25 protein-coding genes are annotated in these 21,961 nt (G+C 62.6%); 11 read left to right on the top strand and 14 right to left on the bottom strand.

The window, feature by feature from the left end:
• Window positions 1-133: 133 nt before the first annotated feature.
• The gene (locus R4P64_RS07590) at window positions 134-391 is read right to left on the bottom strand and encodes a hypothetical protein (protein ID WP_230589960.1); all 258 of its coding nucleotides are present in this window, start codon (window positions 389-391) and stop codon (window positions 134-136) included.
• 155 nt (window positions 392-546) lie between these two features.
• Between R4P64_RS07590 and R4P64_RS07585 the strand changes: the two genes are divergently transcribed.
• From R4P64_RS07585 to R4P64_RS07575, 3 genes are all read left to right on the top strand, one after another.
• Window positions 547-777 (top strand): hypothetical protein, encoded by a 231-nt coding sequence (locus R4P64_RS07585; RefSeq protein ID WP_033231472.1) that lies wholly within the window; start codon window positions 547-549, stop codon window positions 775-777.
• A gap of 32 nt (window positions 778-809) precedes the next feature.
• Window positions 810-1,256: a hypothetical protein gene (locus R4P64_RS07580; RefSeq protein ID WP_095887897.1), complete on the top strand. Its 447-nt coding sequence runs from the start codon at window positions 810-812 to the stop codon at window positions 1,254-1,256.
• 78 nt (window positions 1,257-1,334) lie between these two features.
• Entirely contained in the window at window positions 1,335-1,652 is a 318-nt protein-coding gene (locus R4P64_RS07575) for a hypothetical protein (RefSeq protein ID WP_141484478.1), read from the top strand.
• Window positions 1,653-1,681: 29 nt separating this feature from the next.
• On the opposite strand, the gene R4P64_RS07570 is transcribed toward R4P64_RS07575, so the two are convergent.
• The gene (locus tag R4P64_RS07570; protein ID WP_317820060.1) at window positions 1,682-2,074 is read right to left on the bottom strand and encodes a VOC family protein; all 393 of its coding nucleotides are present in this window, start codon (window positions 2,072-2,074) and stop codon (window positions 1,682-1,684) included.
• Between the two features lie 56 nt (window positions 2,075-2,130).
• On the opposite strand from R4P64_RS07570, the gene R4P64_RS07565 reads away from it, so the two are divergent.
• Entirely contained in the window at window positions 2,131-2,952 is an 822-nt protein-coding gene (locus R4P64_RS07565) for a helix-turn-helix transcriptional regulator (protein ID WP_317820058.1), read from the top strand.
• A gap of 17 nt (window positions 2,953-2,969) precedes the next feature.
• On the opposite strand, the gene R4P64_RS07560 is transcribed toward R4P64_RS07565, so the two are convergent.
• Genes R4P64_RS07560 through R4P64_RS07550 form a run of 3 tightly spaced genes read right to left on the bottom strand, consistent with a single transcriptional unit; the run spans window position 2,970 to window position 5,873 of the window.
• Entirely contained in the window at window positions 2,970-4,079 is a 1,110-nt protein-coding gene (locus tag R4P64_RS07560; protein ID WP_116101487.1) for an LLM class flavin-dependent oxidoreductase, read from the bottom strand.
• Window positions 4,079-4,921: a hydroxyethylthiazole kinase gene (gene thiM / locus R4P64_RS07555; RefSeq protein ID WP_317820055.1), complete on the bottom strand. Its 843-nt coding sequence runs from the start codon at window positions 4,919-4,921 to the stop codon at window positions 4,079-4,081. The genes R4P64_RS07560 and thiM overlap by 1 nt, the downstream gene beginning before the upstream one ends.
• A gap of 43 nt (window positions 4,922-4,964) precedes the next feature.
• The gene (locus R4P64_RS07550; protein ID WP_317820053.1) at window positions 4,965-5,873 is read right to left on the bottom strand and encodes a sulfurtransferase; all 909 of its coding nucleotides are present in this window, start codon (window positions 5,871-5,873) and stop codon (window positions 4,965-4,967) included.
• A gap of 171 nt (window positions 5,874-6,044) precedes the next feature.
• Between R4P64_RS07550 and R4P64_RS07545 the strand changes: the two genes are divergently transcribed.
• From R4P64_RS07545 to R4P64_RS07520, 6 genes are all read left to right on the top strand, one after another.
• Window positions 6,045-6,731 (top strand): GntR family transcriptional regulator, encoded by a 687-nt coding sequence (locus tag R4P64_RS07545; RefSeq protein WP_317820051.1) that lies wholly within the window; start codon window positions 6,045-6,047, stop codon window positions 6,729-6,731.
• Window positions 6,732-6,919: 188 nt separating this feature from the next.
• A complete protein-coding gene (locus tag R4P64_RS07540; RefSeq protein ID WP_317820049.1) occupies window positions 6,920-8,083 on the top strand; it encodes an ABC transporter substrate-binding protein in 1,164 nt (387 codons plus the stop codon).
• Window positions 8,064-9,149 (top strand): FecCD family ABC transporter permease, encoded by a 1,086-nt coding sequence (locus R4P64_RS07535; RefSeq protein ID WP_219111964.1) that lies wholly within the window; start codon window positions 8,064-8,066, stop codon window positions 9,147-9,149. Before R4P64_RS07540 ends, R4P64_RS07535 begins: the two co-directional genes overlap by 20 nt.
• Window positions 9,142-9,933 (top strand): ABC transporter ATP-binding protein, encoded by a 792-nt coding sequence (locus R4P64_RS07530; RefSeq protein WP_033231067.1) that lies wholly within the window; start codon window positions 9,142-9,144, stop codon window positions 9,931-9,933. The genes R4P64_RS07535 and R4P64_RS07530 overlap by 8 nt, the downstream gene beginning before the upstream one ends.
• Window positions 9,930-10,562, top strand: a complete 633-nt coding sequence (locus R4P64_RS07525; RefSeq protein ID WP_052683624.1) for a hypothetical protein — start codon at window positions 9,930-9,932, stop codon at window positions 10,560-10,562. The genes R4P64_RS07530 and R4P64_RS07525 overlap by 4 nt, the downstream gene beginning before the upstream one ends.
• The gene (locus R4P64_RS07520; RefSeq protein ID WP_045070370.1) at window positions 10,559-11,248 is read left to right on the top strand and encodes a hypothetical protein; all 690 of its coding nucleotides are present in this window, start codon (window positions 10,559-10,561) and stop codon (window positions 11,246-11,248) included. Before R4P64_RS07525 ends, R4P64_RS07520 begins: the two co-directional genes overlap by 4 nt.
• Here the strand turns inward: R4P64_RS07520 and R4P64_RS07515 are convergent.
• The 4 genes from R4P64_RS07515 to gatC all read right to left on the bottom strand — a co-directional run bounded on the left by R4P64_RS07515 (window position 11,222) and on the right by gatC (window position 14,925).
• The gene (locus R4P64_RS07515) at window positions 11,222-11,752 is read right to left on the bottom strand and encodes a hypothetical protein (protein ID WP_045070373.1); all 531 of its coding nucleotides are present in this window, start codon (window positions 11,750-11,752) and stop codon (window positions 11,222-11,224) included. The genes R4P64_RS07520 and R4P64_RS07515 overlap by 27 nt on opposite strands.
• A gap of 72 nt (window positions 11,753-11,824) precedes the next feature.
• The gene (locus tag R4P64_RS07510; RefSeq protein ID WP_033231475.1) at window positions 11,825-12,952 is read right to left on the bottom strand and encodes an NDMA-dependent alcohol dehydrogenase; all 1,128 of its coding nucleotides are present in this window, start codon (window positions 12,950-12,952) and stop codon (window positions 11,825-11,827) included.
• Window positions 12,953-13,147: 195 nt separating this feature from the next.
• Window positions 13,148-14,629, bottom strand: coding sequence for an Asp-tRNA(Asn)/Glu-tRNA(Gln) amidotransferase subunit GatA (gene gatA, locus R4P64_RS07505; protein ID WP_317820044.1), 1,482 nt, complete (start codon window positions 14,627-14,629; stop codon window positions 13,148-13,150).
• Entirely contained in the window at window positions 14,626-14,925 is a 300-nt protein-coding gene (gene gatC / locus R4P64_RS07500) for an Asp-tRNA(Asn)/Glu-tRNA(Gln) amidotransferase subunit GatC (RefSeq protein ID WP_033231072.1), read from the bottom strand. The genes gatA and gatC overlap by 4 nt, the downstream gene beginning before the upstream one ends.
• A 254-nt stretch (window positions 14,926-15,179) precedes the next feature.
• Here gatC and R4P64_RS07495 point away from each other — a divergent pair, with 254 nt between their 5' ends.
• Complete coding sequence (locus tag R4P64_RS07495) at window positions 15,180-15,830, top strand: ACT domain-containing protein (RefSeq protein ID WP_033231073.1); 651 nt, start codon at window positions 15,180-15,182, stop codon at window positions 15,828-15,830.
• A gap of 55 nt (window positions 15,831-15,885) precedes the next feature.
• Here the strand turns inward: R4P64_RS07495 and R4P64_RS07490 are convergent, their stop codons facing one another.
• From R4P64_RS07490 to R4P64_RS07470, 5 genes are all read right to left on the bottom strand, one after another.
• Window positions 15,886-16,374 (bottom strand): GNAT family N-acetyltransferase, encoded by a 489-nt coding sequence (locus tag R4P64_RS07490; RefSeq protein ID WP_317820042.1) that lies wholly within the window; start codon window positions 16,372-16,374, stop codon window positions 15,886-15,888.
• 53 nt (window positions 16,375-16,427) lie between these two features.
• The gene (gene ligA / locus R4P64_RS07485) at window positions 16,428-18,467 is read right to left on the bottom strand and encodes an NAD-dependent DNA ligase LigA (RefSeq protein WP_202026010.1); all 2,040 of its coding nucleotides are present in this window, start codon (window positions 18,465-18,467) and stop codon (window positions 16,428-16,430) included.
• Window positions 18,468-18,572: 105 nt separating this feature from the next.
• Window positions 18,573-19,595: a methionine synthase gene (locus tag R4P64_RS07480; protein WP_317820039.1), complete on the bottom strand. Its 1,023-nt coding sequence runs from the start codon at window positions 19,593-19,595 to the stop codon at window positions 18,573-18,575.
• On the bottom strand, window positions 19,592-20,704 hold the full coding sequence (gene mnmA, locus R4P64_RS07475) for a tRNA 2-thiouridine(34) synthase MnmA (RefSeq protein WP_033231077.1): 1,113 nt from the start codon (window positions 20,702-20,704) through the stop codon (window positions 19,592-19,594). The genes R4P64_RS07480 and mnmA overlap by 4 nt, the downstream gene beginning before the upstream one ends.
• Window positions 20,704-21,933 (bottom strand): cysteine desulfurase family protein, encoded by a 1,230-nt coding sequence (locus R4P64_RS07470; protein ID WP_317820037.1) that lies wholly within the window; start codon window positions 21,931-21,933, stop codon window positions 20,704-20,706. The genes mnmA and R4P64_RS07470 overlap by 1 nt, the downstream gene beginning before the upstream one ends.
• Between the last annotated feature and the right edge of the window lie 28 nt (window positions 21,934-21,961).

The raw sequence follows: 21,961 nt of genomic DNA, 5'->3' as shown, positions 1-21,961 counted from the left end.
AGGCATACGCCGGATCATGAGACCCATGTCATCCAGAGTACGCCGCCCGGGCTGTCCGAAATCTCCTGCCGCGATGGCGATCCAGCTCAACGTCCGGGAGCCCTCGAGATCCACCGCGAACCCGGAGCGGTGGTCAGCCGCCCAATTCGGCGATCATCTGACTCAATGACGCGGCAGCCAATGTCAATTCACCTTCGACCGGCGATTTTCCGCCGGACGGCAATCGCTCGCTGAGTTGCTCGCGCGTCACGATTGAGATTCCGTCGGATTGGAATCCTTCCTCGTGCGGTTCGTAGACTGCGATACCGCCGTCGACGGCCACCAGTTCCGCGTGCGGGTTGCTCCGGAGAAGAGCTCGCAGGTGTTCGACAGTCACGGTCAGATCGTTCATGCGCATCTCTTTCGCGTCGACAACACCACACCTGGGCATCCAGTAGGTACCCACTGACAGTGACTCGAAATCAGAGCCGAGAATTCCGGTTTCGCAACGCCGGTGACCGGGCACAGCGATCGAGTACAGCGCGAAGACGAATGGACGTGACGGCTATGAGCACGGAAAAGCAGTTATTCCTCGCGACACGTTTGGACGAGTTGATCAGAGACTTGGAAGCGGATGCACCAGCGCCTGCGCAAGGTCCCCCTGGCCATCCCGACGGGCTACTCGTCACAGCACAACGGCATCGGGCGGAGGTTGACACAGCTGACGCCAAGCACATCGACGAGATCATGAGCGCTCACCCGGAGATTGCCGCTGCGTGGTCGGACAGGTCGACGTAGGCCCGCGAACGCGACCGCCGACGGACGTGATCATGAAGGCACTGCCGGCAATACTGACGAGCGTCGTGGTTGTGTGTGTCGTGGCCGTGGGTGTTTATCTCGTTACCCAGAGATCGCCACATGGCGACACTTCGCGCCCACTCGCCGATACGTCAGCCATTATCGACGGGCAACCGACGACGTGCACCGAGTTGTTCGGCGCGACGTGCAGCTTCGACCTGCAAACCGAGTACAACCGGTGGGGCGAGGCGATCGATAGCTTCGTGAACTCCGGACTGCTTGGACCCTACGCCCGCAGTATCGGATTTGTCCCCGCCGCGAAGCTGAGCCTGCAGGCATGTGGCGTCAGCAACACCACAGGCCGAACCGTCCTCGATTTCAACGACCTGGCTCGGGTGGACCACCCCGATGCCAGCACGACCGACCTCTTCCCGTTCTGGAATGCGTCTCGTCAATTCGTATGTCCTGCAGCGCCTTAACGCCCCAACGGCATCCGTCGTCCGGGTCGCGACAGGAGCATGCCAGGCGCTGCCACATACTGTTCCGATAGTCGCAGCATGCGACACCTACTGGAAGCGGTCGACGGAGCAATGGCAACTGACATACCCAAACATGATCGACGCCAACGCCTCATGGGATCCGTGGCTCAGATCGTCATCGGCCTGCCGCTAGGCCTGATCGCTGCTGGAGCGCTCTGGCAAGCGCTGCCTTTTCAATCCGGGATCGTCATATTCGTGACCGCCGTCGTAATTACACTTGTGCTGCCGGCACTCGTCGCCGCCCGCTTTCGAACTTTGACACCCGGCGCTGTCGCATTCGCGGTATCGGCGACGCTACTCAACCTGCTGGTGGCACTCGTCGTTCTCGAGTTCTGACAAGATACCTCGCGCTCAAAATGATTGGGTCAGAGCGCGGCAAACAGATCGACGGTGTTTCCGTCCGGATCGAGTAGCACCGCATAGCGCTGCCCCCACACGGCGTCAAAGGGTTCCTTGTGCCCGGGAAAGTCTGTAGTGATCCGCTTGTACGCTTCGTCGACGGCCGCGGGGGTCCCGAAATCGAAAGCCAGAGCCACGGGGTGTCGGCCCGCGACCGTCGCATATTCAGGGTCGAAACTCTTGATCGTCGACTCTGCATCCCACGCCAGTCGCAACCCGTTGCCGAAGGTGAACTCGACGTGTGGGGCATCGGACGGCGTTTCGGGGATGTCGAGGCCCAGATTGCGGTAGAACGCCAGGGAACGATCGAGATCGGTGGTGACAATTCCGACGAGGTCGAGACGGGGTGAAACCGACACTGTGTTCTCCTGTTTTCGGTTCGAAAAGTAGTCGACGAGTGTGTGACGATCAAGAGATGACTGCCACGGACGCTCGCACCACACACGGTAGTCGCAGTGCAGAATCCGGTCTTGAACAAAACGGCCACACATACACCGAACAACGCATCAGGGGCACGGACTTCTTCAGTTGCCTGTGGACAAGCACATCATCTGCAGCCGAATCGACGCCGACGACCATTGCATCCGAGGAACCCGTTGCCACCCACCGGATCATTCCCGATCTCTGCGCAGACTTCATCGTCGACAGCACCGGCAAAGCCTGGCTGGTCGGCCCGGCAACCGTCGCAGATCTCGTCACGACGGCACCTGGAGTGACCCGGTGGGGAGTTCGTATCAATCCCCCGGCGCTACGTTCGATACTCGGAACCGACGCCGAGATTGTGCAGGACACCAAAATCGATTTCGGCGACGTTCTCTCGTCACGCCAGGCCCGGATACTGGCCGACGCGCTGCGAAGCACACGCGTCGACGCAACACTCCTCGAAAACCTCTGGCCGAGTATCTGTCCCGATGATACGGCCCAGATCGGCTACGCAGCGTTGACCGCGTCGCCCGAAATACGGGTCCGCGAAGTGGCATCGGATCTCGGGGTTTCCGAGAGACATTTCCGCCGCACAATCGCTGCGTCGACTGGGCTCTCTCCGAAGACGATCCAGCGAGTCCAACGTATGCAGAACGTGCTGATGCTGGCCCGCGGCACGAACACATCCGCGCACATGTCACTGGCAAACCTTGCGGTGCACGCCGGATACGCCGATCAGGCCCATCTGTCTCGAGATGTTCAGGCACTGACCGGCGTCACTCCGACCCAGCTACTGCGCGAGCACCGCCGCTAACGCGAGTGCCGCACAGATCAGTCCAGTTCGTCGAACCGCGGAATCAGGTACTCCGACACCCATTTTGCTTCTTCGATGAGGGGCCATCCGGCGAGAATGAGAGCGGTCAGGCCCGTGCGCTGCCGAAGGGTACGCACCGAATCGGTGATCGAATCGGGGTCGCCGACGTAGTAGACCGCCGACGAACCGGTTCCGAAGATATCGAGCGGCGACCACGCGGTGATGCCGGCATAGAGCCCGTCACCGACATACAAGTCTTCAGGTTCAGGGAGCCGACCCGCGGCGATTGCATCGACCCACCCTTGGCGCTGCGAGTCGCGGGCGGTGAAGGTCTTGAGATCCTGCGCGCCGTGTGTGCGTCGACGCACCGCGTTGTCGAGAACATCGGCAATCTGCTCGATGCCTGTCTTCTCGAACAGCGACCGGAATCGTTCGAGGGCTTCGTCTTTCGTAGGCCTGACGATCACGCCGGTCAAAGCACCGAAGTCTGTGAATTCGCGTCCAGCGGCAGTTGCCGCATCCCTTGCAGCCGAGAACTTCTCCTCGATGAAGGACGTTTCACGGAGCATCGCCAGGTACGTGTCGAGCACCTTGCCTGAATTTGCCAGGCCTGCAGGCGAATCCCCGGTTCCCCACAGCGGAACCTGGTGTCCCACCGGCGCGTCGATCCGCAACGGCGTGTTGGGGAAGTTCGACTCGGTGCCCTCGGCGTAGATGCGTCGGAAATCAGCCCAGTACTGCTCGCCCAGTTCGTACCGCTGATCGTGGTCGACGTTCATGTCGTACTTGGTCAGGATGTTCTCGCGGCCGTTGACCGAGTTGATCATCAACCTGCCACCGCTGAAAGCGTCGAAAGTCAGCGCCTTTTCGGCCAGCAATCGTGCCGGCGTCATGTTCGCGTAAATCGCGACCAGGAACTTCATGCGACTGGTGTGGGCTGCGGCCCACGTCGCGGAAATGAACGGATCGTTCGGCCAGGTCGCTACCAGTGCACCTTCGAATCCGCCGTCGTCGATCGTCTTCGCAAGTTCGATCTGGCGCGCGCCGTCCACCGGGTATAACCCACCGGGGCTCCACGGGTAGTCGCCGTCGGCCTGGGTGAGATACCAGAAAGTCTTGACGCTCATCAGTTCTGCACTCCAGCCGGCAGTTCGAAGGATTCGACGCGGGCCCGCGCCCGAACGGTGTCGGCATCGACGGCATAGAGCGCGTCCAGATAGGCAACCGCAAACGATCCGGGGCCGGTGGAGTTCGCCTCGGCGATCTCGGACGCCACCGCAACGTGGGTGTGGGCTGCAACAAGTCCTTCCAGCGGCGTCTGTGCCACAGCAAGATACGCAGCAACAAGGCCACCCAGGGAGCATCCGGTGCTGGTGACACGGGGAAGTAGTGCGCTGCCGCCCGAAATCTTGACGCCGACCACGACGCCGTCACGATCACGTCCGACGACGTAATCAACTGGGCCCGAGGCAGATACCGCGTCCGTGTACTTCAGCAGTGCAAGCGCCGCCGGAACAGCATCAATCGAATCGGATGCACTGTCGACGCCGCGGGTATCGCCGCCGAGACCGGCGAGCGCGATGATCTCCGACGCGTTTCCGCGGATTGCGGTCGGATGGAACTGAAGAAGGTCCACGGCAATCTCACTGCGCCAGGGCAATCCGCCGACACCGACCGGGTCGAGAACCCACGGTGTGCCTGCGCTCTGTGCTGCTTCGGCTGCAACTCGGAAAGCCGCTGCGGTCGCGTCATCCGGAGTTCCGAGATTGACCAGAACTCCCCCGGCGATCGCCGCAAATCCGGCCGCCTCGTGGACATTGTCGATATGCGCATTGCTCGCGCCTGCCGCCAAGAGAACGTTGGTCAGGAAGTTGGCAGAGACGATATTGGTCAGTGATTGAACGAGCGGCACCTGCACTCGAAGCGCTTCGAGCGCCGAGGCAACGGTGTCAGCAGAGATGTCAGACATGGATTTTCCTTCGAGAATGTGAGGTCGGTACGGGGCCGGGCGATCAGGACTCGCGACATCGATCGTCTTCGGCGGGCTCGGTTCCCGTGACCATCGGCAAAGTGGGATCGGCGGTCCATTCCTCGAGAGAACCGTCGTACACCTTGATGGCGTCGTATCCGCTGATCACCAGTCCGAGCGCGCTCAGACACGCGGAAACGCCTCCGCCGCAATAGATGATGATCGGTACGGCACTCGCCGACAGTTCCCGCGCACGGACGGAGACATCCGTGGCAGGGAGCATCAATCCGTTGTCGTCCAGCAGGCTTTTGGCCGACAGATTCCGGCTTCCCGGGATGTGCCCACGACGCGAGTATCTCGTTTTCTCGGTTCCGGCAAATTGCTCAGGTGACAACGCACAAACAAGGGTGCCCGCCGAGTCGCCCGCCGAGACCGCGGCGACATCGTCTCGATCCGCCCACAGGTCCAGATCGACAACGCCCCACGGCGCAACAGACTGAGCAGGGGCCAGTTCCTCCCCCGATTCGACCGCAAACCCGTGCCACGTCCAGGCCGCCAATCCGCCGTCGAGAACCCGCGCGTCGATTCCCGCGTTGCGCAGCACCCACCACAGCCGCGAGGCCCAGGTCATCGAGCCTTGGTCGTACAGGACGATTGTCGAGCCCACACCGATCCCGGCAGCGGCCAGGTCGAGGGACAATTGCTCGGCCGTGGGCTTCGTGAAGTGCAATGACGCATCGCGGTCGGAGAACGTTGTCATGAGATCTACGTGGCGAGATCCGGGAATATGCGCGTCGACCCAGCCTGCGTAGCCCGATTCGGGGCGGTAATCACCGTCGAATCGTGCGGGCGGGAAATGCACCGTGACGTCGAGAACTACGACGTCGCTGCCAGTCAGCAGCTGCGCAAGCGCCTCACTGCCGATCAACGGCGTGACCGATGTCTGTGTCACCGAAGCACCTCTCCGTAGTAGAACCAAGCAAGCTGAACCAAGCAAGTTGAACAAAGCGCGCTGAAACCAACGCCCACGAACCTAAGTGAGTACTAGCGTATACGCAAGTACTCATGCGTTGTCGGTGGCATAATCAAACGCGCTTCACTCACGGAGAAGGAACGGGGAAACATGGGCGGCGAGGAAACCACGACCAGCGCAGAATTACTGGTGCCCGAGGCGGCACTGGGACGTTCCGACCAGACTTCCCGCCAGTACCTTCGGTTGCGGGCCGACATCCTCGACGGAAAGTTTGCCCAGGGCGCCCCGCTGCACGAAACCCAATTGTGCGAAACGTACGGCGCCTCGCGCACACCTATCCGCGAAGCCCTCAATTGGCTTGCGCACGACGGACTTCTCGAGCGCGCCGCCCGCGGCTTCCGAGTGCGATCCGGAACGCCCGAAGACGTCATCGAAATCTACGCTGCGCGAGTGGCTTTGGAGTCCGAGGCCGCCGGGGCAGCTGCGTTGCGACACACCGAGTTGGACCTTGCGCGCCTCGAAGGTCTTCATGACCAGTGCTGCACAGCCACTGACGGCGCAGCGATTCGGGCCGGCAATTTCAAGTTCCATGAAGCACTCTGGCAGTCCGCACACAATGCGACGATCACGTCACTCCTGATCAGGTTGACCACCCAACTGCGGATCTACGACAGCGGACCGCCCTCCAACTACGGTGAACCCGATCTACTGAATTCCGAGCATCAAGACATCCTGACGGCAATACGAGGTCGCGACGAGAAGTCCGCCCGTGAACATATGCGGGCTCACCTCGAACGTAGTCGCGAGCAGCGCATCAAGATGTTTGCAGGTCGCTGACCGGAGAAACTACCGACACCACGACCGCCCGGTCCGTCCATCGGACGGACCGGGCGGTCTTTGCCGTGTCTATCGCGCCACATAATTAGGCAAGTCAACCCTTAGTAAGGATATGCTAGCTTAATTCCCGTTAGAAATTGTTTCAGTTTTCGATAACCATCACCACGCCAAGTCTTTTCGGAGAAACCATGCCCCCGAAGCACACCCCCTCCCCTCTTGCCGGTGCCCTGACGCGGCGCCAACTCATCCGCTCGATGGGCGTCGCAGCGGCAGCACTCGGCGCATTTGGTATTACCGCCTGCTCCTCTCGGACACCGGTATCCGAGACGGCGTCGACCGGCGCCACAAGCGGTCCGTTCACCGTCGTGGATCAGTACCAGAACACGATCACCTTCGACACCCCGGTCGGCCGCATCGCGTCCGCGATCATTCCGGTTCCGTCGATGATTGCCGGCTCCGATCAGTCGATCTCGCGCAATGTCGGCGTCAACTCGAGTGCGATCTCGCTGGCCAAGAACGGCATGCTCGGGGTGATGTTCCCCGAATTCCTCAATACCCCAGTTGTTTCCGGACCCGACTTCGTCCCGAACGTCGAGCAGGTCCTCTCACTCAACCCGGATGTCGTGATCCAGTGGGGCGACAAGGGCGACGACATCGTGGCGCCGCTGCGCAACGCGGGTCTCAAAGTCATCCTCCTGAAGTACGGAACGCAGGAAGACCTCGAAGCCTGGATCAACATCTTCGGAGACCTCCTCGACAAGAAAGCCGAAGCGCAGGAAATCCTCGCGCGCATGGCAACCGACCGCAAGACCGTCGAATCCATTGCCGCTGCAAACACCGCCACGGCGCCGCGAGCGATGTACTTCTACAGCACTCCTGAAACCAAGGTCTCGGCCGACAACACGTACATGGACTTCTGGATCACCCTCGCCGGTGGCAAGAATGTTGCCCGGGGCGCCGGAAAGGGAACCAGCGTCGCCGTCACCAAGGAACAAATCCTCACGTGGGATCCCGAGGTCCTGGTTCTCGGAAACTTCGACGCAGCAATCCCGCAGGATATCTACGACGACCCCAACTGGGCATCCCTGAGCGCCGTGAAGAACAAGCGCGTCTACAAGGCGCCCATCGGCGGATTCTCGTGGGACCCGCCGTGCAACGAGTCGAACTTGATGTGGCTCTGGGTCGCTGAAATCTTCTATCCCGAAGCGAAACTCGATCTCGATCTGCGTAATCGTATTCGTCAGACGTACACCTCGTTGTACGCCTACGACGTTTCCGACACCGAGATCGATCGCATCCTGCACCTCGAATCCAACCAGGTGAGCGCCGGATATGACTCGTTCCGCGCTTGAGTCGGACGCGGTACCTTCCGGTAGCGAGAAAACTGCCGGAAGGCCCTCCCGGTACCGGGCTTTCACCGTTCCGCTGATCCTGACGTTCGGCATCCTCGCTATCGGTCTGGCAGCTCTGGCCATCGGCCGCTACACAATCCCCGTCAACGAGGTCGCCCGCATCCTCATCGATCGGGTCATCCCGCTCGAGCAGACGTGGACCGATGTCGAGTCGCAAGTTGTTCTCGGCGTACGATTCCCGCGACTTCTGCTCGGAATGCTTGTCGGTGGCGGTCTTGCACTGGGCGGTTCCGCACTGCAGGCCGTATTCCGCAACCCCTTGGTGAGCCCTCAGGTCCTTGGCGTCTCGTCAGGCGCATCCTTCGGCGGAGTCCTGGTCCTGATGCTCGGCCTCGGTTCCGCATTCCTCGTCGGTGGAGCATTCATTTTCGGTATCGCCGCCCTGATCATGGTGATGGCGATCGGAAAGACCCGTTCCGGCAGTTCGATTCTCATGATCGTGCTCGGTGGCGTGGTGACCAGTGCGTTCTTCTCGGCGCTTGTCTCGTTGATCACGTACCTCGCCGATCCGTACAGCACGCTGCCGTCAATCGTGTTCTGGCTCATGGGTTCCCTGGCGACCGCTGACATGGGCAAGGTGGCAATTGCCGCTGTTCCCATCCTTCTCGGCAGCGCGGTCATCCTCGGGTTGCGCTGGCGGGTGAACATCCTTTCGCTCGGCGACGACGATGCCGCGTCACTCGGCGTGAAACCGCACCGCCTGCGCATGCTGCTGCTGGTCATGGTGGCGTTCATGACGGCCGGCGCAGTTGCGGTGTCCGGTGTAATCGGCTGGGTCGGTTTGGTTGTCCCGCATCTGGCCAGGCTGTGGGTCGGCCCGGATCACCGGATCTCGATGCCGACGACGTTTGTTCTCGGCGCCGCCTACCTGACCGTCATCGACACACTCTCGCGCACCATCAGTCCAGGCGAGATTCCACTGGGAATCCTGACGGCAATCATCGGTGCACCGGTCTTTGTTGTTCTCCTTCGCAATTCGAGCAGAAGGGCCTTCATCGATGCTTGAGCTCATCGACCTCGGGTTTCGGTACTCGGGACGGGACTGGGTTTTTCGCCACACGAATCTCACCATCGCGTCGGGCTCGATCACCTCGATCCTTGGTCCAAACGGCAAGGGCAAGACCACCTTGCTCCGCTGCATTGCCGGGCTGAATACCGCTCAGGAAGGCCGCGTTGTCCGCGATTCGAACATCGGCTACGTTCCGCAAGCTACCTCGTCGAGTTTTGCGTACTCGGTCTTCGACATGGTGCTGATGGGCCGAGCGAAAAAGGTGTCGACCTTCGGGGTTCCCAGCAAAGCCGATGTGGCCCAGACCCGTACGGTACTCGAGCGAGTCGGCATCGATCACCTCGCGACATCGAACTTCACCGAACTGTCCGGCGGACAACGGCAACTGGTCCTGATCGCGCGCGCACTCAACACCGACTGCACCTTCATGATCCTGGACGAACCCGTCTCGGCGCTCGACCTGCGAAACCAAGCGCACGTCCTCCAACTTCTGCGCGAACTCGCGTCAGAAGGCATGGGCATCCTACTGACCACCCACCATCCCGATCACCCACTTCATCTGGGCGGCGACGCCGTGGTGATGTTCAGTCCCGAAGAGATCGTTGTTGGTCCGGTGGCGACCCTCGTTACCGGTGAGACCCTCTCTCGGCTCTACGGCATCGATGTCGCCACCGACACGGTCCACGACCGCGGGAATCCACGCACCGTGGTCTACACCCGCTACGACAATTTTGCGGCGGCCGGAAACGACCTTCGCCTCACAGAAAGCTCACTCACATGACCGCCGCGCTACACGCAACAACTCCGGTTCTGCACTTCGTGATGGGGTCCAACGCCGGCATGGCCGGCGGCACGTCGGACACGGATGTCGTCCGCAACGTAGACCTCTACGAACTCGACGCCCTGGACCTGACTTCTGTTTCCGGACTCATCGTCAACGGCAACTGCGATCAGATCTACTTGGAACGACGCAAGGACGTCCTCACGGACTTCGTCACCGCCGGCGGCCGGATCGCGATCATGGGGCATCCCCTGACGGATTTCCTTCCCGGCCTGGGACAGTGGCGCAAATTGCAGTACTCCGGCCCCAAAGATCTGGCAATCTCCGCCGGAAGCCCGCACCCCGTGTGGGCAGGTGTCGACCCGGCCGATCTCAGTTTCCGCAAGGAAGTCTCCGGTTTCTACGGGCGTGGCTACAGCCAGAAACTTCCGGACAACGCCATCGTCACCAATTACATCGGCCGCCACGGACTGCCGGTCGACTACGTCTACCCACTGGGCAAGGGCGAGGTGCTGGTGCACGGAGGAATCGATCTGGCTGTGTTCCAGTCCGATCCGAATACGTCGGCACGCGTCTACCCCCAGTTGCTGTCCTGGCTTGCCCAGCTCGACCGAACGGAAAACCGATGACCATACTCAACGAAACCGCCCTCGAAGCATTCAACCGCACCGACCGCGCTCCACTGTCCACGCGCAATCTCGCTCTGGTGCACGGCGGCTCGCATTTTCATCTGCAGACCCTCGAGGATCCGGCCGTTGTCGCGCACCAGCCGGATTTCCATTACCTCGCTGATCTGCAGCCCGGCGATCTCGACGACGTCACGACGCTGATCCTGGCCGATCGTTTGCATCCCGAGCTTCTCCGCAAGCACGCCGCCGAGTTCCTCGCTGTCGCCGAACGCGGTGGCACCCTCGTCGTCCTCGGTGAGAACGCCGCACACACATGGCTTCCCGGTGTGACCTGGAGCCCGCGTCCCACCAACTTCTGGTGGTGGCGAACCGGCGAGGACCCGTTGATCCGCACACGCAGCCACGATCACGAATCGTGGAAATATCTCACCACGAAGTCTGTGATCTGGCACCACCACGGCCTGCTTCACACCGACGCGGACGTTGTGCCACTGCTGATCTCGGAAGAACCCGACGCGGAGGGCAACCCCTGTGACGCCGGTATGATGTTGTTCGAGGACACCACCTCGACTCCCGGCCGCATCATCGCCACGACGCTGGACCCGACGTACCACCACGGCAACAACTTCATGCCGGGTTCGACGCGATTCCTCTACGCGCTACTGCGGTGGGTCGATCACACCTGACGGCACTACGTCGTAGACCTCGTCGGCCGGTTGCGCCATAACTCGATCAGTCATCTCCTGCTTGAGCACCACCAACCGGGCCTCTGCTTCGGCGCTTCGGCTGGGAGTGCGTGACAGCTCGATGAATTCGTCCACGACGAAGCCCTCACGCAGGATCAGCGTGACACTCTCATCACGGTAGTCGATCTGGAATACATACAGTTCCAGCGTAATTCCCCGCTCGGGGCGGGCAAGGGAGCCGTCGACGGTGTATCGACCTTCGGTGACTGCGCGAGTGACCAGTTCGACAGTGTCCCGCACTCCAGGGCCACCGTGCGATGTCGTGACAACAAGCTCGCGCCGCTCGACGGGCTCATCCTGCCCCAGGACTCCGAGTGCACGTTCGAGCACTTTGTAGGCGTGGGCAACACCGCCGGGCGCCAAAGGTCCGTGGTAGCGCAGGGCGTCGGCGAAGGTGAAGTCCAAGGTCGTTCCCTGATCGATCACCGTGAGGCTGTTGGTCATGACAGAATCCTTGCAGAAAATCGGGCTCTCCGGCACCACTGCCGGAGAGCCCGAGTCAAGGACAGTGAAAGATTAGTAATCGTCCTCGGTGTAAATGATCATGCCGCGCAAGTTCTTTCCCGCGAGCATGTCGGCGTAGCCCTCGTTGATCTCCTCGAGCTTGTAGGTGTTGGTCACCAACTCGTCGAGTTTGAGTGCGCCGCTGCGGTAGTGATCGAGCAGCTTCGGAATCTGGGAACGAGGGCCGACACCGCCGAAGATGGCTCCCTGCAAGCGCTTCTGCAGCAGTGTCAGCTCGAACAGGCTGAGCGTCACCTGCGAATCGGCGTAGTGGCCCATGCCGACCACAACAACCTGACCGCCCTTACCCGTGGCGCTGAGGGCAGGTTGAATGATGTCGCCGTGGATCTCTCCGACAGTGATCACGGTGACGTCGGCCATCTTGCCCCACGTGAGTTCACCGATCGCGGGGATAGCTTCCTCGAGCGAAGCGAAGGTATGAGTTGCGCCGAATTCCTTGGCCTTCTGCCGCTTGAATTCAACCGGGTCGATCGCAACAACAAAGCGCGCGCCCGCAGACGCGGCACCCTGCACCGAGTTGATGCCGACACCGCCGACTCCGATAACCACGACCGTGTCACCGACCTTTGCGCCGCCGATAGCCGTCGCCGATCCCCAACCGGTCGCGACGCCACAGCCGAGCAGCGCTGCCTTGTCGAGTGGGATGTCCTTCTCGATCTTGATCACCGAGGACTCGTTGACCGTCACGTACGGAGAGAACGTGCCGAGCAGGCACATCTGAATGACGGGCTCACCATCGAGGGTGACTCGGTACGAATTATCCGAGATCGATTGTCCGGTAAGCAGACCCGCACCCTGGTCGCAGATATTCTGCAATCCCTTTGCGCATGACGGACAGCGTCCACACGCCGGAATGAACGCCAGTACAACGTGATCACCTTCGACGACGCTCGTAACGCCTGGTCCCACCTTGGTCACCACTCCGGCACCTTCGTGCCCGCCCACGGCAGGATAGAAGGGAAGCGGGCTTGCACCCGTCCGCAAGTGCTCGTCCGAATGGCACAGCCCCGATGCGGCAAGCCGAATCTGCACTTCTCCGGAAATCGGATCACCCAGATCGACCTCTTCGATTTCCCACGGCTGACCTGGCGCCTTGACTACTGCTGCCTTGACCTTCACCAGCACTCCTCGAAATTATTCGTGATGCACGGACGACGACGGACCGAATCGGGACTTGTGTCCTCGATCACACTCCACCTACGAGTGTGCCCGATGGGGGCCGAAAATATCGGCGCTCAGACGATCACCTTCAGACGCGACAATGCCGCCACCGAGAAACTAGTGACGGCATTGTCGAAAGCACGAGATCTTCGCTCAGACAGCGGTACCGATCGGGCCACGCGCTGCTTCGTACGCCGCACCGACACGGTACAGACGCTCGTCCGCCATGGCCGGAGCCATGATCTGCAGACCGACAGGCAGATTGTCGTCCGCCGAGAGACCCGACGGCACCGACATGGCGCAATGGCCGGCCAGGTTGGTAGGCAGGGTGCAGAGGTCGGAGAGGTACATCGCGAGCGGATCGCCCACCTTCTCCCCCAACTTCCACGGCGTGAACGGACTGGTCGGCGAGACCAGAACATCGACCTGCTCGTACGCCTTGTCGAAATCGCGAGCGATCAGAGTGCGAACCTTCAGGGCTGAGCCGTAGTAGGCGTCGTAGTAGCCCGAGGACAGTGCGTACGTGCCGATCACGATGCGGCGCTTGACCTCCGGACCGAAGCCGGCAGCGCGAGTGGCTGCCATGACCTGATCGGCGCTCATGTTGCCGTCGTCGACGCGCATGCCGTAACGCATCGCGTCGAAGCGCGCCAGGTTGGACGAGACCTCACTGGGCAGCACCAGGTAGTACGACGCGAGCGCGTACTCGAAGCTCGGGCACGACACCTCGACAACCTCGGCGCCGAGAGCCTTCAGTTGCTCGACAGCCGCGTCGAAGGACGCGATGACTCCGGGCTGGTAGCTGTCGGAGTGCAGCTCCTTGACGACGCCGACCTTGACGCCGCGCAGGTCTCCGTTGGCACCTTCGCGAGCCGCGGCAACCACCGGACGCACGGGAGCGTCGATAGACGTGGAGTCGCGCGGATCGTGTCCGGCGATGACCTCGTGCAGCAGCGCGGTGTCGAGCACGGTGCGACCACACGGGCCACCCTGATCGAGCGACGACGCACACGCGACAAGACCGAAACGCGAGACGGTTCCGTACGTGGGCTTGGTGCCGACGGTTGCCGTGACTGCGGCCGGCTGGCGAATGGATCCACCGGTGTCGGTGCCGATGGCCAACGGTGCCTGACGGGACGCCAGCGCAGCTGCACTACCGCCGCCCGAGCCGCCGGGGATACGCGTGGTGTCCCACGGGTTACGCGTCGGGCCGTACGCCGAGTTCTCGGTGGAGGAACCCATCGCGAATTCGTCGAGGTTGGTCTTGCCGAGGATCGGAATGCCTGCGGCGCGAAGCTTGCTCGTCAGGGTCGCGTCGTACGGCGCCACCCATCCTTCGAGCATCTTCGACGCGCAGGTCGTCGGCATGTCCGTGGTGGTGAAGATGTCCTTGAGCGCAATCGGCACACCGGCGAGCGGCGATACGGGCTCGTTTCCGGCTGCCAGGGAGCTGTCGACGGCAGCAGCGGCTTCGAGCGCCTGATCGCCGGCGACGTGCAGGAAGGCGTGGTACTCGGAGTCGACTGCAGCGATGCGATCGAGGTGCGCCTGGGTGACCTCTACCGAGGACACCTCACGCGAATGGATCTTGTCTGCCAGAACCGAGGCGTCCAGCGTTGTCAGGTCGGCGGTCATTCGCCCTCTCCAAGGATCTGCGGAACGGCAAAGCGATCCTGTTCGACTGCGGGTGCACCGGACAACGCCTGATCCGGGGTCAACCCCGGCACGATGACGTCCGGTCGGGTGACGTTGGTGACGGCATTGGGGTTCGCCATGGGCGGAACGTCGTCGGCCGCAACCTCGGTGACCACCTTGACGTGGTTGAGAATCGAATCCAACTGACCGGCGAACTCGTCGAGTTCTGCGTCGGACAGTGCGAGTCTGGACAGCCGCGCGAGGTGCGCGACCTCGTCACGGGAGATGGCAGGCACCGCGGGGCCCCTTTCGGAAGAGGACGTATTCATTGCCGGTCCAGCCTAGTTGCTCGGCTCAGCACACTTGTAGTCGCGCCTCGCGTGTCCACCGCCACGTCCGGTTCGACCGAAGTGTTTCGGTCATGTCACAACCTCGTACAGCGGGCGTGACGGGGCCGCGGCGCCGACCATCGACACGGCGACAAGTGCAAAGATGACGTACAGCGCGAGTCACCACGACCCGGGCGACAACCGAAAGCGAAAGGACGAACGTGTCATACCTGCTCCGCGTCAGTCTGCCCGACCGTCCCGGTAGCCTCGGCGCACTCGCCGTCGCACTGGGTTCCGTCGGAGCCGACATTCTCTCCCTCGACGTCGTAGAGCGAGGCGACGGTTTTGCCATCGACGATCTTGTTGTCGACGTCGAACCGGGAGCGCTACCGGACACACTCATCACGGCAGCCGAGCATCTCCCCGGCGTATCGGTGGATTCCATCCGTCCGTACGCGGGAATCCTCGACACCCACCGTGAGCTCGAACTCATCGACTCAGTCGCCACCGCAAAGGACGATCGCCTCCAGGTACTCGTTGACGGCGCCCCGCGAGTGCTGCGAGTGGGTTGGTCCGTCATCGTCGACATCGGCCCGCAAGGGGCATATCGGGTGGTCGGCAGCTCGGGCGCACCCGAAACTCACGCCACCGAGGTCCCGTGGATGCCCCTCGAGAAGCCGGCAGTCCTCGACGGTGAAGCCGACTGGGTGCCCGAGGTGTGGCGCGACATGGACACCAGCCTCGCCGCCGCACCATTGGGTTCGGGCGGTCGAGTCCTGATGCTCGGACGCCCCGGCGGGCCGGAATTCCGGCCGTCGGAGATTGCCCGGCTGGGTTATCTCGCCGGGATCATCGCGACAGTTCTGAGCTGACAACGACAGTTCCGGGTTATTACAGTTCTGGGTTACTACAGCTCTGGGTTACTACTCAGGCCAGGTCGCGCACCAAGACGGTCAGCTCCATACCCCGGATCGGTTCCCACGCCCGGACCGGGTCAGGGACAAATCCGTTGCGATCGTAGATACGACGCGCATCGACCATCTCCGGTTGAGTCGACATGACCACCGAGTGATCGCCACGGTCGTACGCCTCGGCGATCACGGCGCGTACCAAAGCCGTACCCGCTCCCGATCCGCGAGCATCGGGTGAGACTGCGAGCATGCGGAATTCGAGTTCGCCGGCCTGCGCTACGTCCGCGAACGGCGTTCCCGGTTCTGCCACGGTGAGCGATCCCACAACGCGGTCAGCGAGAACCGCGACCAGCACTCGGCCGTCCTGCGCCCGAGTTGCCGTGTCGCGCAGACGCTCCGCGTACGGGGTTCCTTCGGCAACAAATCCGCCACCCACGTAAGCCTGCACAGTCAGCTCCCCTACGGTGTCGAACTCGTTGGGGAGGATTTCGCGAATCTCGATCATGGCGTCACTATTGCACCCTGCGTACCGAACTCGGAAATCGCAAAGCGAAGTAGTTATTCGTCCAATTCGGTGGGTGTTACCGCGTCCGGGCCACCTTCGAGCAACCGACGGAAGCCGTCCTCGTCGAGCACGGGCACGCCCAATTCGACCGCCTTGTCGTGCTTGGAACCCGGTGCTTCACCGACAACCACAAACGCCGTTTTCTTCGAAACGGAACCGGCTGCCTTACCGCCGCGCACGAGGATCGCTTCCTTCGCCTGATCGCGGGAGTACGTCTCGAGGGAACCGGTGACCACGATAGAGAGGCCCTCGAGGTTGCGCGGAATGGAATCGTCTCGCTCGTCCTCCATTCGCACTCCAGCGGCCGCCCACTTGTCCACGATCTGCTGATGCCAGTCCACCGTGAACCACTCGACCACTGCGGCGGCAATCGTGGAACCGACGCCGTCTACAGCTGCCAACTGCTCCATCGACGCTTCCCGAATGCGTTGCAGCGAACCGAATTCCCCCGCCAACGCTCGCGCCGCCGTTGGACCGACATGCCGAATGGACAGTGCCACAAGCACTCTCCACAACGGCTTGTCCTTGGCCGAATCCAGGTTGGCCAGCAAGCGTTTTCCGTTTGCCGAGAGCGCTCCGGCGTTGGTCCGGAAGATCGGCACACCGATCAGAGTGTCGGCGTCGAGTGAGAAGAGATCACCTTCGTCGTCGATGGCCTTCGCTTCGAGAAGACCGGTCGCAGCCTCGTATCCGAGCACCTCGATGTCGAAGGCCCCGCGGCCGGCAACATGGAACACCCGCTCACGCAGCTGCGCCGGGCAGTGCTGCTGATTGGGGCAGCGCACGTCGACGTCGCCCTCTTTTGCGGGCGCCAGCAAAGTGTCGCACTCGGGACAATGCGTCGGCATGACAAACTCGCGCTCGGTGCCGTCGCGGACGTCGGCCACCGGTCCGAGAACCTCGGGGATGACGTCGCCCGCCTTACGCAGCACCACGGTGTCACCGATCAACACACCCTTGCGCTTGACCTCACTGCCGTTGTGCAGCGTGGCCAACGACACAGTCGAACCGGCTACCGTTACCGGTTCCATGTACGCAAACGGCGTCACACGTCCGGTTCGTCCGACGCTGACGCGAATGTCGAGAAGCTTGGTCGTGACCTCCTCGGGCGGGTACTTGTACGCAATCGCCCAACGCGGCGCTCGTGACGTGGTGCCGAGACGGCGATGCAACGACATTTCGTCGACCTTGACCACCAGGCCGTCGATCTCGTGCTCGACGTCGTGGCGATGTTCGCCCCAGTACTTCATCTTGTCCACCACGGCGTCCGCCCCGACAACGCGTGACGTGTGCGTCGACACCGGCAGACCCCACGCGGCGAGCGCGACATAGGCGTCGTACTGCGACGCGGGCTCGAAGCCCTCCATGCGGCCGAAACCGTGACAGATCATGCCGAGGCGTCGACGCGCCGTCACCGCGGGATTCTTCTGGCGCAACGATCCGGCGGCAGAGTTTCGCGGGTTTGCGAAGGGCGCCTTGCCTTCTGCGACCAACGACGCGTTGAGTGCGGCAAAGTCCTCGAGGCGGAAGAACACCTCACCACGCACTTCGAGCACGCTGGGGATCGGGTACTCGTCCGTCGCGGTGAGGTATTCCGGGATGTCGTTGATGGTGAGCGCGTTGAGCGTGACCAATTCGCCCGTGCGGCCGTCTCCACGGGTGGCAGCCCGCACGAGCTTGCCGTTCTCATAGACGAGGTTGAGCGCAACGCCGTCGATCTTGACTTCACACAGGTAGTGCAGATCCGGCCCGGTTTCCTGCTCTACCTTGGCAATCCAGCCCCGCAGTTCGGACTCGTCGAAAACGTTGTCGAGGCTGAGCATGCGCTCGAGGTGATCGACCGAGGTGAAATCCGTTGCGAACCCGCCGCCCACCAACTGCGTCGGTGAGTCAGGAGTCCGCAAGTCCGGATACTGCTCTTCGAGGGCATTGAGCTGACCGAGCAGTGTGTCGAATGCGCCATCCGAGATGGTCGGTGCATCACGAACGTAGTAACGGAACTGATGCTGACGGACCTCCTCGGCCAGCTCCATCCACTGCTCACGCGCCTCGTTGGGCGCAGGCTGCACGGTTCCCTCGGTGGTTTCACTCACAAGACAAGAGAATATCGGTTCTCACCGACAGAAAAGCACCGCGAGTCAGAACGCCGACGGATCGTCCACCAAGGCCTTGCTGACGTCGGTGCACACCTTCAGCGCCGTGCGGGCGTAGTCGAGGCCGGCGCCGGCCAGACCGCATCGCGGGGTCACCGCCACCTGAGTCTGCAGCAGCTCCCGTGAGAACCCGAGACGGTCGATCAGCGTCACGGCAGGCATTGCGCATTCTTTCCACGTCAGCGGCTTCTCGGGCGCCGTGGAGGGAACCAGACCCAACGCCAGCTGCTTGCCGGCATCGAACAACTGGCCGATGCCGTCCAAGTCGCGCGAGGAAATCAGGGACAGGTCGAAGCTCACGGCACTCGCCTTGCTGCGTCGCAGCAGATCCCACGGGAGATCCGCGCTGCAACTGTGCACGATGGTCGGCAATCCGCAGCCCTCGATGGCCGAGTCCAGAATCGCCAGGGCTTCCGGTTCGGGGAGCGCCGGAACACTTTCCATTCTCGTGCGTCCGGGCAAAGACCCGGCGAGCACAGCAGTCATCTGCGGTTCGTCGAGCTGAACGATCACGCGGGCACCCGTGCGGCGGGTCACCTCGGCGGCGTGGCGGGCCAACCCCTCGCCCAACGATTCGGCGATGTCACGCAGTGCTCCGCGATCCACGAGCACACGTGAACCGTTTGCGACCTCGATCTCGGCGCCGAGCGTCAGCGGTCCGGCAGCCTGCAGTTTGATCACGTGATCTCTGCCGACCAGCCGCGCTGCTTCCCAGGCTTCCTCGAGAGCGTCGAGATCCTGGTTCAGGAAGTCCTCCGCGCGCTTCGCGATGTTGCCGCGCCGGGGCACAACCCGGTACGAGCGCGTCGACGCGTCGAGGTTGATATCGACGAGGATGGCACCGGTTCGGCCCACGGTGTCTGCGCCGAGACCGCGTGCCGGTAGTTCCACCAGGTGCGGAAATCCGCCGAGCTCACCGAGGATGGTGGCGGCACTTTCCCGGGCATCCGTGCCCGGCCAGGATCCGATTCCGGTGACCAGGCCACCGATGGAAACCTGCTGTGTCACAGTGTGTTCGGCTCGGATTCGGTTCCGGCGATAGTGCCGCTGCCGAGTACCTGATCGCCCAGTTCACTGTCGGGACGGTACAAAACCACTGCCTGCCCCTTCGCGACACCCGTCAGCGGTTCACGCAAGGAAATCGTGATGCCGCCGCCTGAAGTGCCGTCGTCAACTGCCTCTGCCACTGCCTGCGCAAGTCCGCCGTGAGCCCGAACCTGCACCATGCACTCGACCGGGCCTTCGGGGGCCTGACCGGACGTCCAGATCGCACGCTGCGCCGTGATCGCCCACACATCGAGATTCTTGGCCGAACCGACTCGGACAGTGCCGGTTTCGGGTTCGATCGACGTGACGTACCGCGGGCGTCCGTCCACCGCCGGACCTTCGACGCCCAGTCCCTTACGCTGACCGATCGTGAAGCCGTGCACGCCGTCGTGTGCTGCCAGGACCTCACCGGAATCGGCGTCGACGACGCTTCCCGGGCGAACACCGATCCGGGCGCCGAGGAATGCTCGGGTGTCGCCGGTCGGGATGAAGCAGATGTCGTGGCTGTCCGGCTTGTTCGCGACGGCAAGTCCGCGCTCGGCGGCCTCTTCGCGGATCTGCTCCTTCGGTGTGTCGCCGATCGGGAACATCGCGCGCGAAAGCTGCGCTGCTGTCAGAACTCCCAGGACGTACGACTGATCCTTGTCGGAGTCGACTGCGCGGCGCAGAACGCCGTCTTCGAGGCGGGCGTAATGGCCCGTGGCAACGGCGTCGAATCCGAGCGCAACCGCGCGATCCGCGAGAGCGGTGAACTTGATCTTCTCGTTGCAGCGCAGGCACGGGTTAGGCGTCTCACCCGCGGCGTACGACGCCACAAAATCGTCGATCACGTCTTCTTTGAAGCGATCCGCAAAGTCCCAGACGTAGAAGGGGATTCCCAGAACGTCGGCGGCGCGCCTGGCATCGCCCGCGTCTTCCTTGGAACAGCATCCACGCGAACCCGTGCGCAAAGCGCCAGGTGCCGTCGACAACGCCAGATGAACTCCCACGACGTCATGGCCGGCGGCAACTGCGCGGGCGGCGGCAACGGCGGAGTCGACGCCTCCGCTCATGGCTGCGAGTACTCGCATCAGCGATCCCCTCCACGCGAACCGGCACCGGCAAGACCGGCGGCCCGAGCGCGCTCTACTACTTGTGGCAGCGCTGCGATGAGCGCATCCACATCGGTGACACTCGACGTATGTCCGAGTGAAAATCTCAAGGAGCCCCGCGCGGTCGACGGTTCTACGCCCATCGCGATCAGCACGTGGCTGGCCCGGGCAACACCTGCGGTGCAGGCCGAACCGGTGGAGCATTCGATACCCGCAGCGTCGAGGAGCATCAGCAACGAGTCCCCTTCACAGCCGGGAAAAGTGAAGTGCGCGTTGCCGGGCAGACGGTCCGAACCGGTCGGGCCGTTGAGTACCGATTCGGGAAGAATCCGGAAAACACCCTCGATCAAACGATCGCGTAGTTCCGCCAATTCCCGTGCACTGGAATCGATGTGCGCGGTGTTCTCGCGCAGCGCCGCGGCCATGCCCACCACGCCCGCGGTATCCGGGGTTCCCGAACGAAGATCACGCTCGTGTCCGCCGCCGTGCAGGAGCGGCACACACGGAACCTGACGTCCCAGCAGCAGTGCGCCGACGCCGTGCGGGCCGCCGAACTTGTGTGCCGCGATACTCAGAGCAGAGAGTTTGCTCGCGGCAAAATCGACTGGCAACTGGGCAACGGCCTGGACTGCGTCACTGTGCATCGGGATTTCGAATTCCGCTGATATCTCGGCCAATTCGAGAATCGGCATGACGGTGCCGACCTCGTTGTTCGCCCACATGATCGTGACGAGTGCAACCTCGTCGGCGTGCACCGACAACTCGTCTCGCAGGGTCTGCGGGTCGACTACTCCGTTGGCGTCCACCGGCAACCAGGTGACCTTGGCACCCTCGTGCTTTTCGAGCCACTCCACGGTGTCGAGAACCGCGTGGTGCTCTACCGAGCTCGCCAGGATTCGGTTGCGCCTCGGGTCGGCGTCGCGGCGGGCCCTGAAGATTCCCTTGACTGCGAGGTTGTCACTCTCGGTACCGCCGGACGTGAAGATGACCTCCGACGGCCGAGCGCCCAGGCAGGCCGCGATCGACTCGCGCGATTCCTCGACACGGCGGCGCGCAGCACGGCCGGAGCCGTGCAGCGAGGACGCATTGCCCACGGTTGTGAAGATATCGGTCATCGCCTCGATAGCAGCTGCCGTCATCGGTGTGGTGGCGGCATGATCGAGGTACACCGGAAATGCGGTGTCAACACGGTGTGCAGGCAGAGTCATGGCCTGACCAGGATAGCCCAGCACGGCG

It is taken from the genome of Rhodococcus sp. IEGM 1366, assembly GCF_033142425.1.
Classification (GTDB): domain Bacteria; phylum Actinomycetota; class Actinomycetes; order Mycobacteriales; family Mycobacteriaceae; genus Rhodococcus_F; species Rhodococcus_F globerula.
Note: the sequence above shows the minus strand (reverse complement) of the source record. Positions and strands in the feature narration are given on the sequence as shown.

Bases quoted from the DNA above. Each gene is read 5' to 3' on its own strand.
- R4P64_RS07590 (WP_230589960.1), bottom strand. From the start codon at position 391: ATGAACGATCTGACCGTGACTGTCGAACACCTGCGAGCTCTTCTCCGG.
- R4P64_RS07585 (WP_033231472.1), top strand. From the start codon at position 547: ATGAGCACGGAAAAGCAGTTATTCCTCGCGACACGTTTGGACGAGTTG.
- R4P64_RS07580 (WP_095887897.1), top strand. From the start codon at position 810: ATGAAGGCACTGCCGGCAATACTGACGAGCGTCGTGGTTGTGTGTGTC.
- R4P64_RS07575 (WP_141484478.1), top strand. From the start codon at position 1,335: ATGCGACACCTACTGGAAGCGGTCGACGGAGCAATGGCAACTGACATA.
- R4P64_RS07565 (WP_317820058.1), top strand. From the start codon at position 2,131: ATGACTGCCACGGACGCTCGCACCACACACGGTAGTCGCAGTGCAGAA.
- R4P64_RS07560 (WP_116101487.1), bottom strand. From the start codon at position 4,079: ATGAGCGTCAAGACTTTCTGGTATCTCACCCAGGCCGACGGCGACTAC.
- thiM (WP_317820055.1), bottom strand. From the start codon at position 4,921: ATGTCTGACATCTCTGCTGACACCGTTGCCTCGGCGCTCGAAGCGCTT.
- R4P64_RS07545 (WP_317820051.1), top strand. From the start codon at position 6,045: ATGGGCGGCGAGGAAACCACGACCAGCGCAGAATTACTGGTGCCCGAG.
- R4P64_RS07540 (WP_317820049.1), top strand. From the start codon at position 6,920: ATGCCCCCGAAGCACACCCCCTCCCCTCTTGCCGGTGCCCTGACGCGG.
- R4P64_RS07535 (WP_219111964.1), top strand. From the start codon at position 8,064: ATGACTCGTTCCGCGCTTGAGTCGGACGCGGTACCTTCCGGTAGCGAG.
- R4P64_RS07530 (WP_033231067.1), top strand. From the start codon at position 9,142: ATGCTTGAGCTCATCGACCTCGGGTTTCGGTACTCGGGACGGGACTGG.
- R4P64_RS07525 (WP_052683624.1), top strand. From the start codon at position 9,930: ATGACCGCCGCGCTACACGCAACAACTCCGGTTCTGCACTTCGTGATG.
- R4P64_RS07520 (WP_045070370.1), top strand. From the start codon at position 10,559: ATGACCATACTCAACGAAACCGCCCTCGAAGCATTCAACCGCACCGAC.
- R4P64_RS07515 (WP_045070373.1), bottom strand. From the start codon at position 11,752: ATGACCAACAGCCTCACGGTGATCGATCAGGGAACGACCTTGGACTTC.
- gatA (WP_317820044.1), bottom strand. From the start codon at position 14,629: ATGACCGCCGACCTGACAACGCTGGACGCCTCGGTTCTGGCAGACAAG.
- R4P64_RS07490 (WP_317820042.1), bottom strand. From the start codon at position 16,374: ATGATCGAGATTCGCGAAATCCTCCCCAACGAGTTCGACACCGTAGGG.
- ligA (WP_202026010.1), bottom strand. From the start codon at position 18,467: ATGGAGCTGGCCGAGGAGGTCCGTCAGCATCAGTTCCGTTACTACGTT.
- mnmA (WP_033231077.1), bottom strand. From the start codon at position 20,704: ATGCGAGTACTCGCAGCCATGAGCGGAGGCGTCGACTCCGCCGTTGCC.
- R4P64_RS07470 (WP_317820037.1), bottom strand. From the start codon at position 21,933: ATGACTCTGCCTGCACACCGTGTTGACACCGCATTTCCGGTGTACCTC.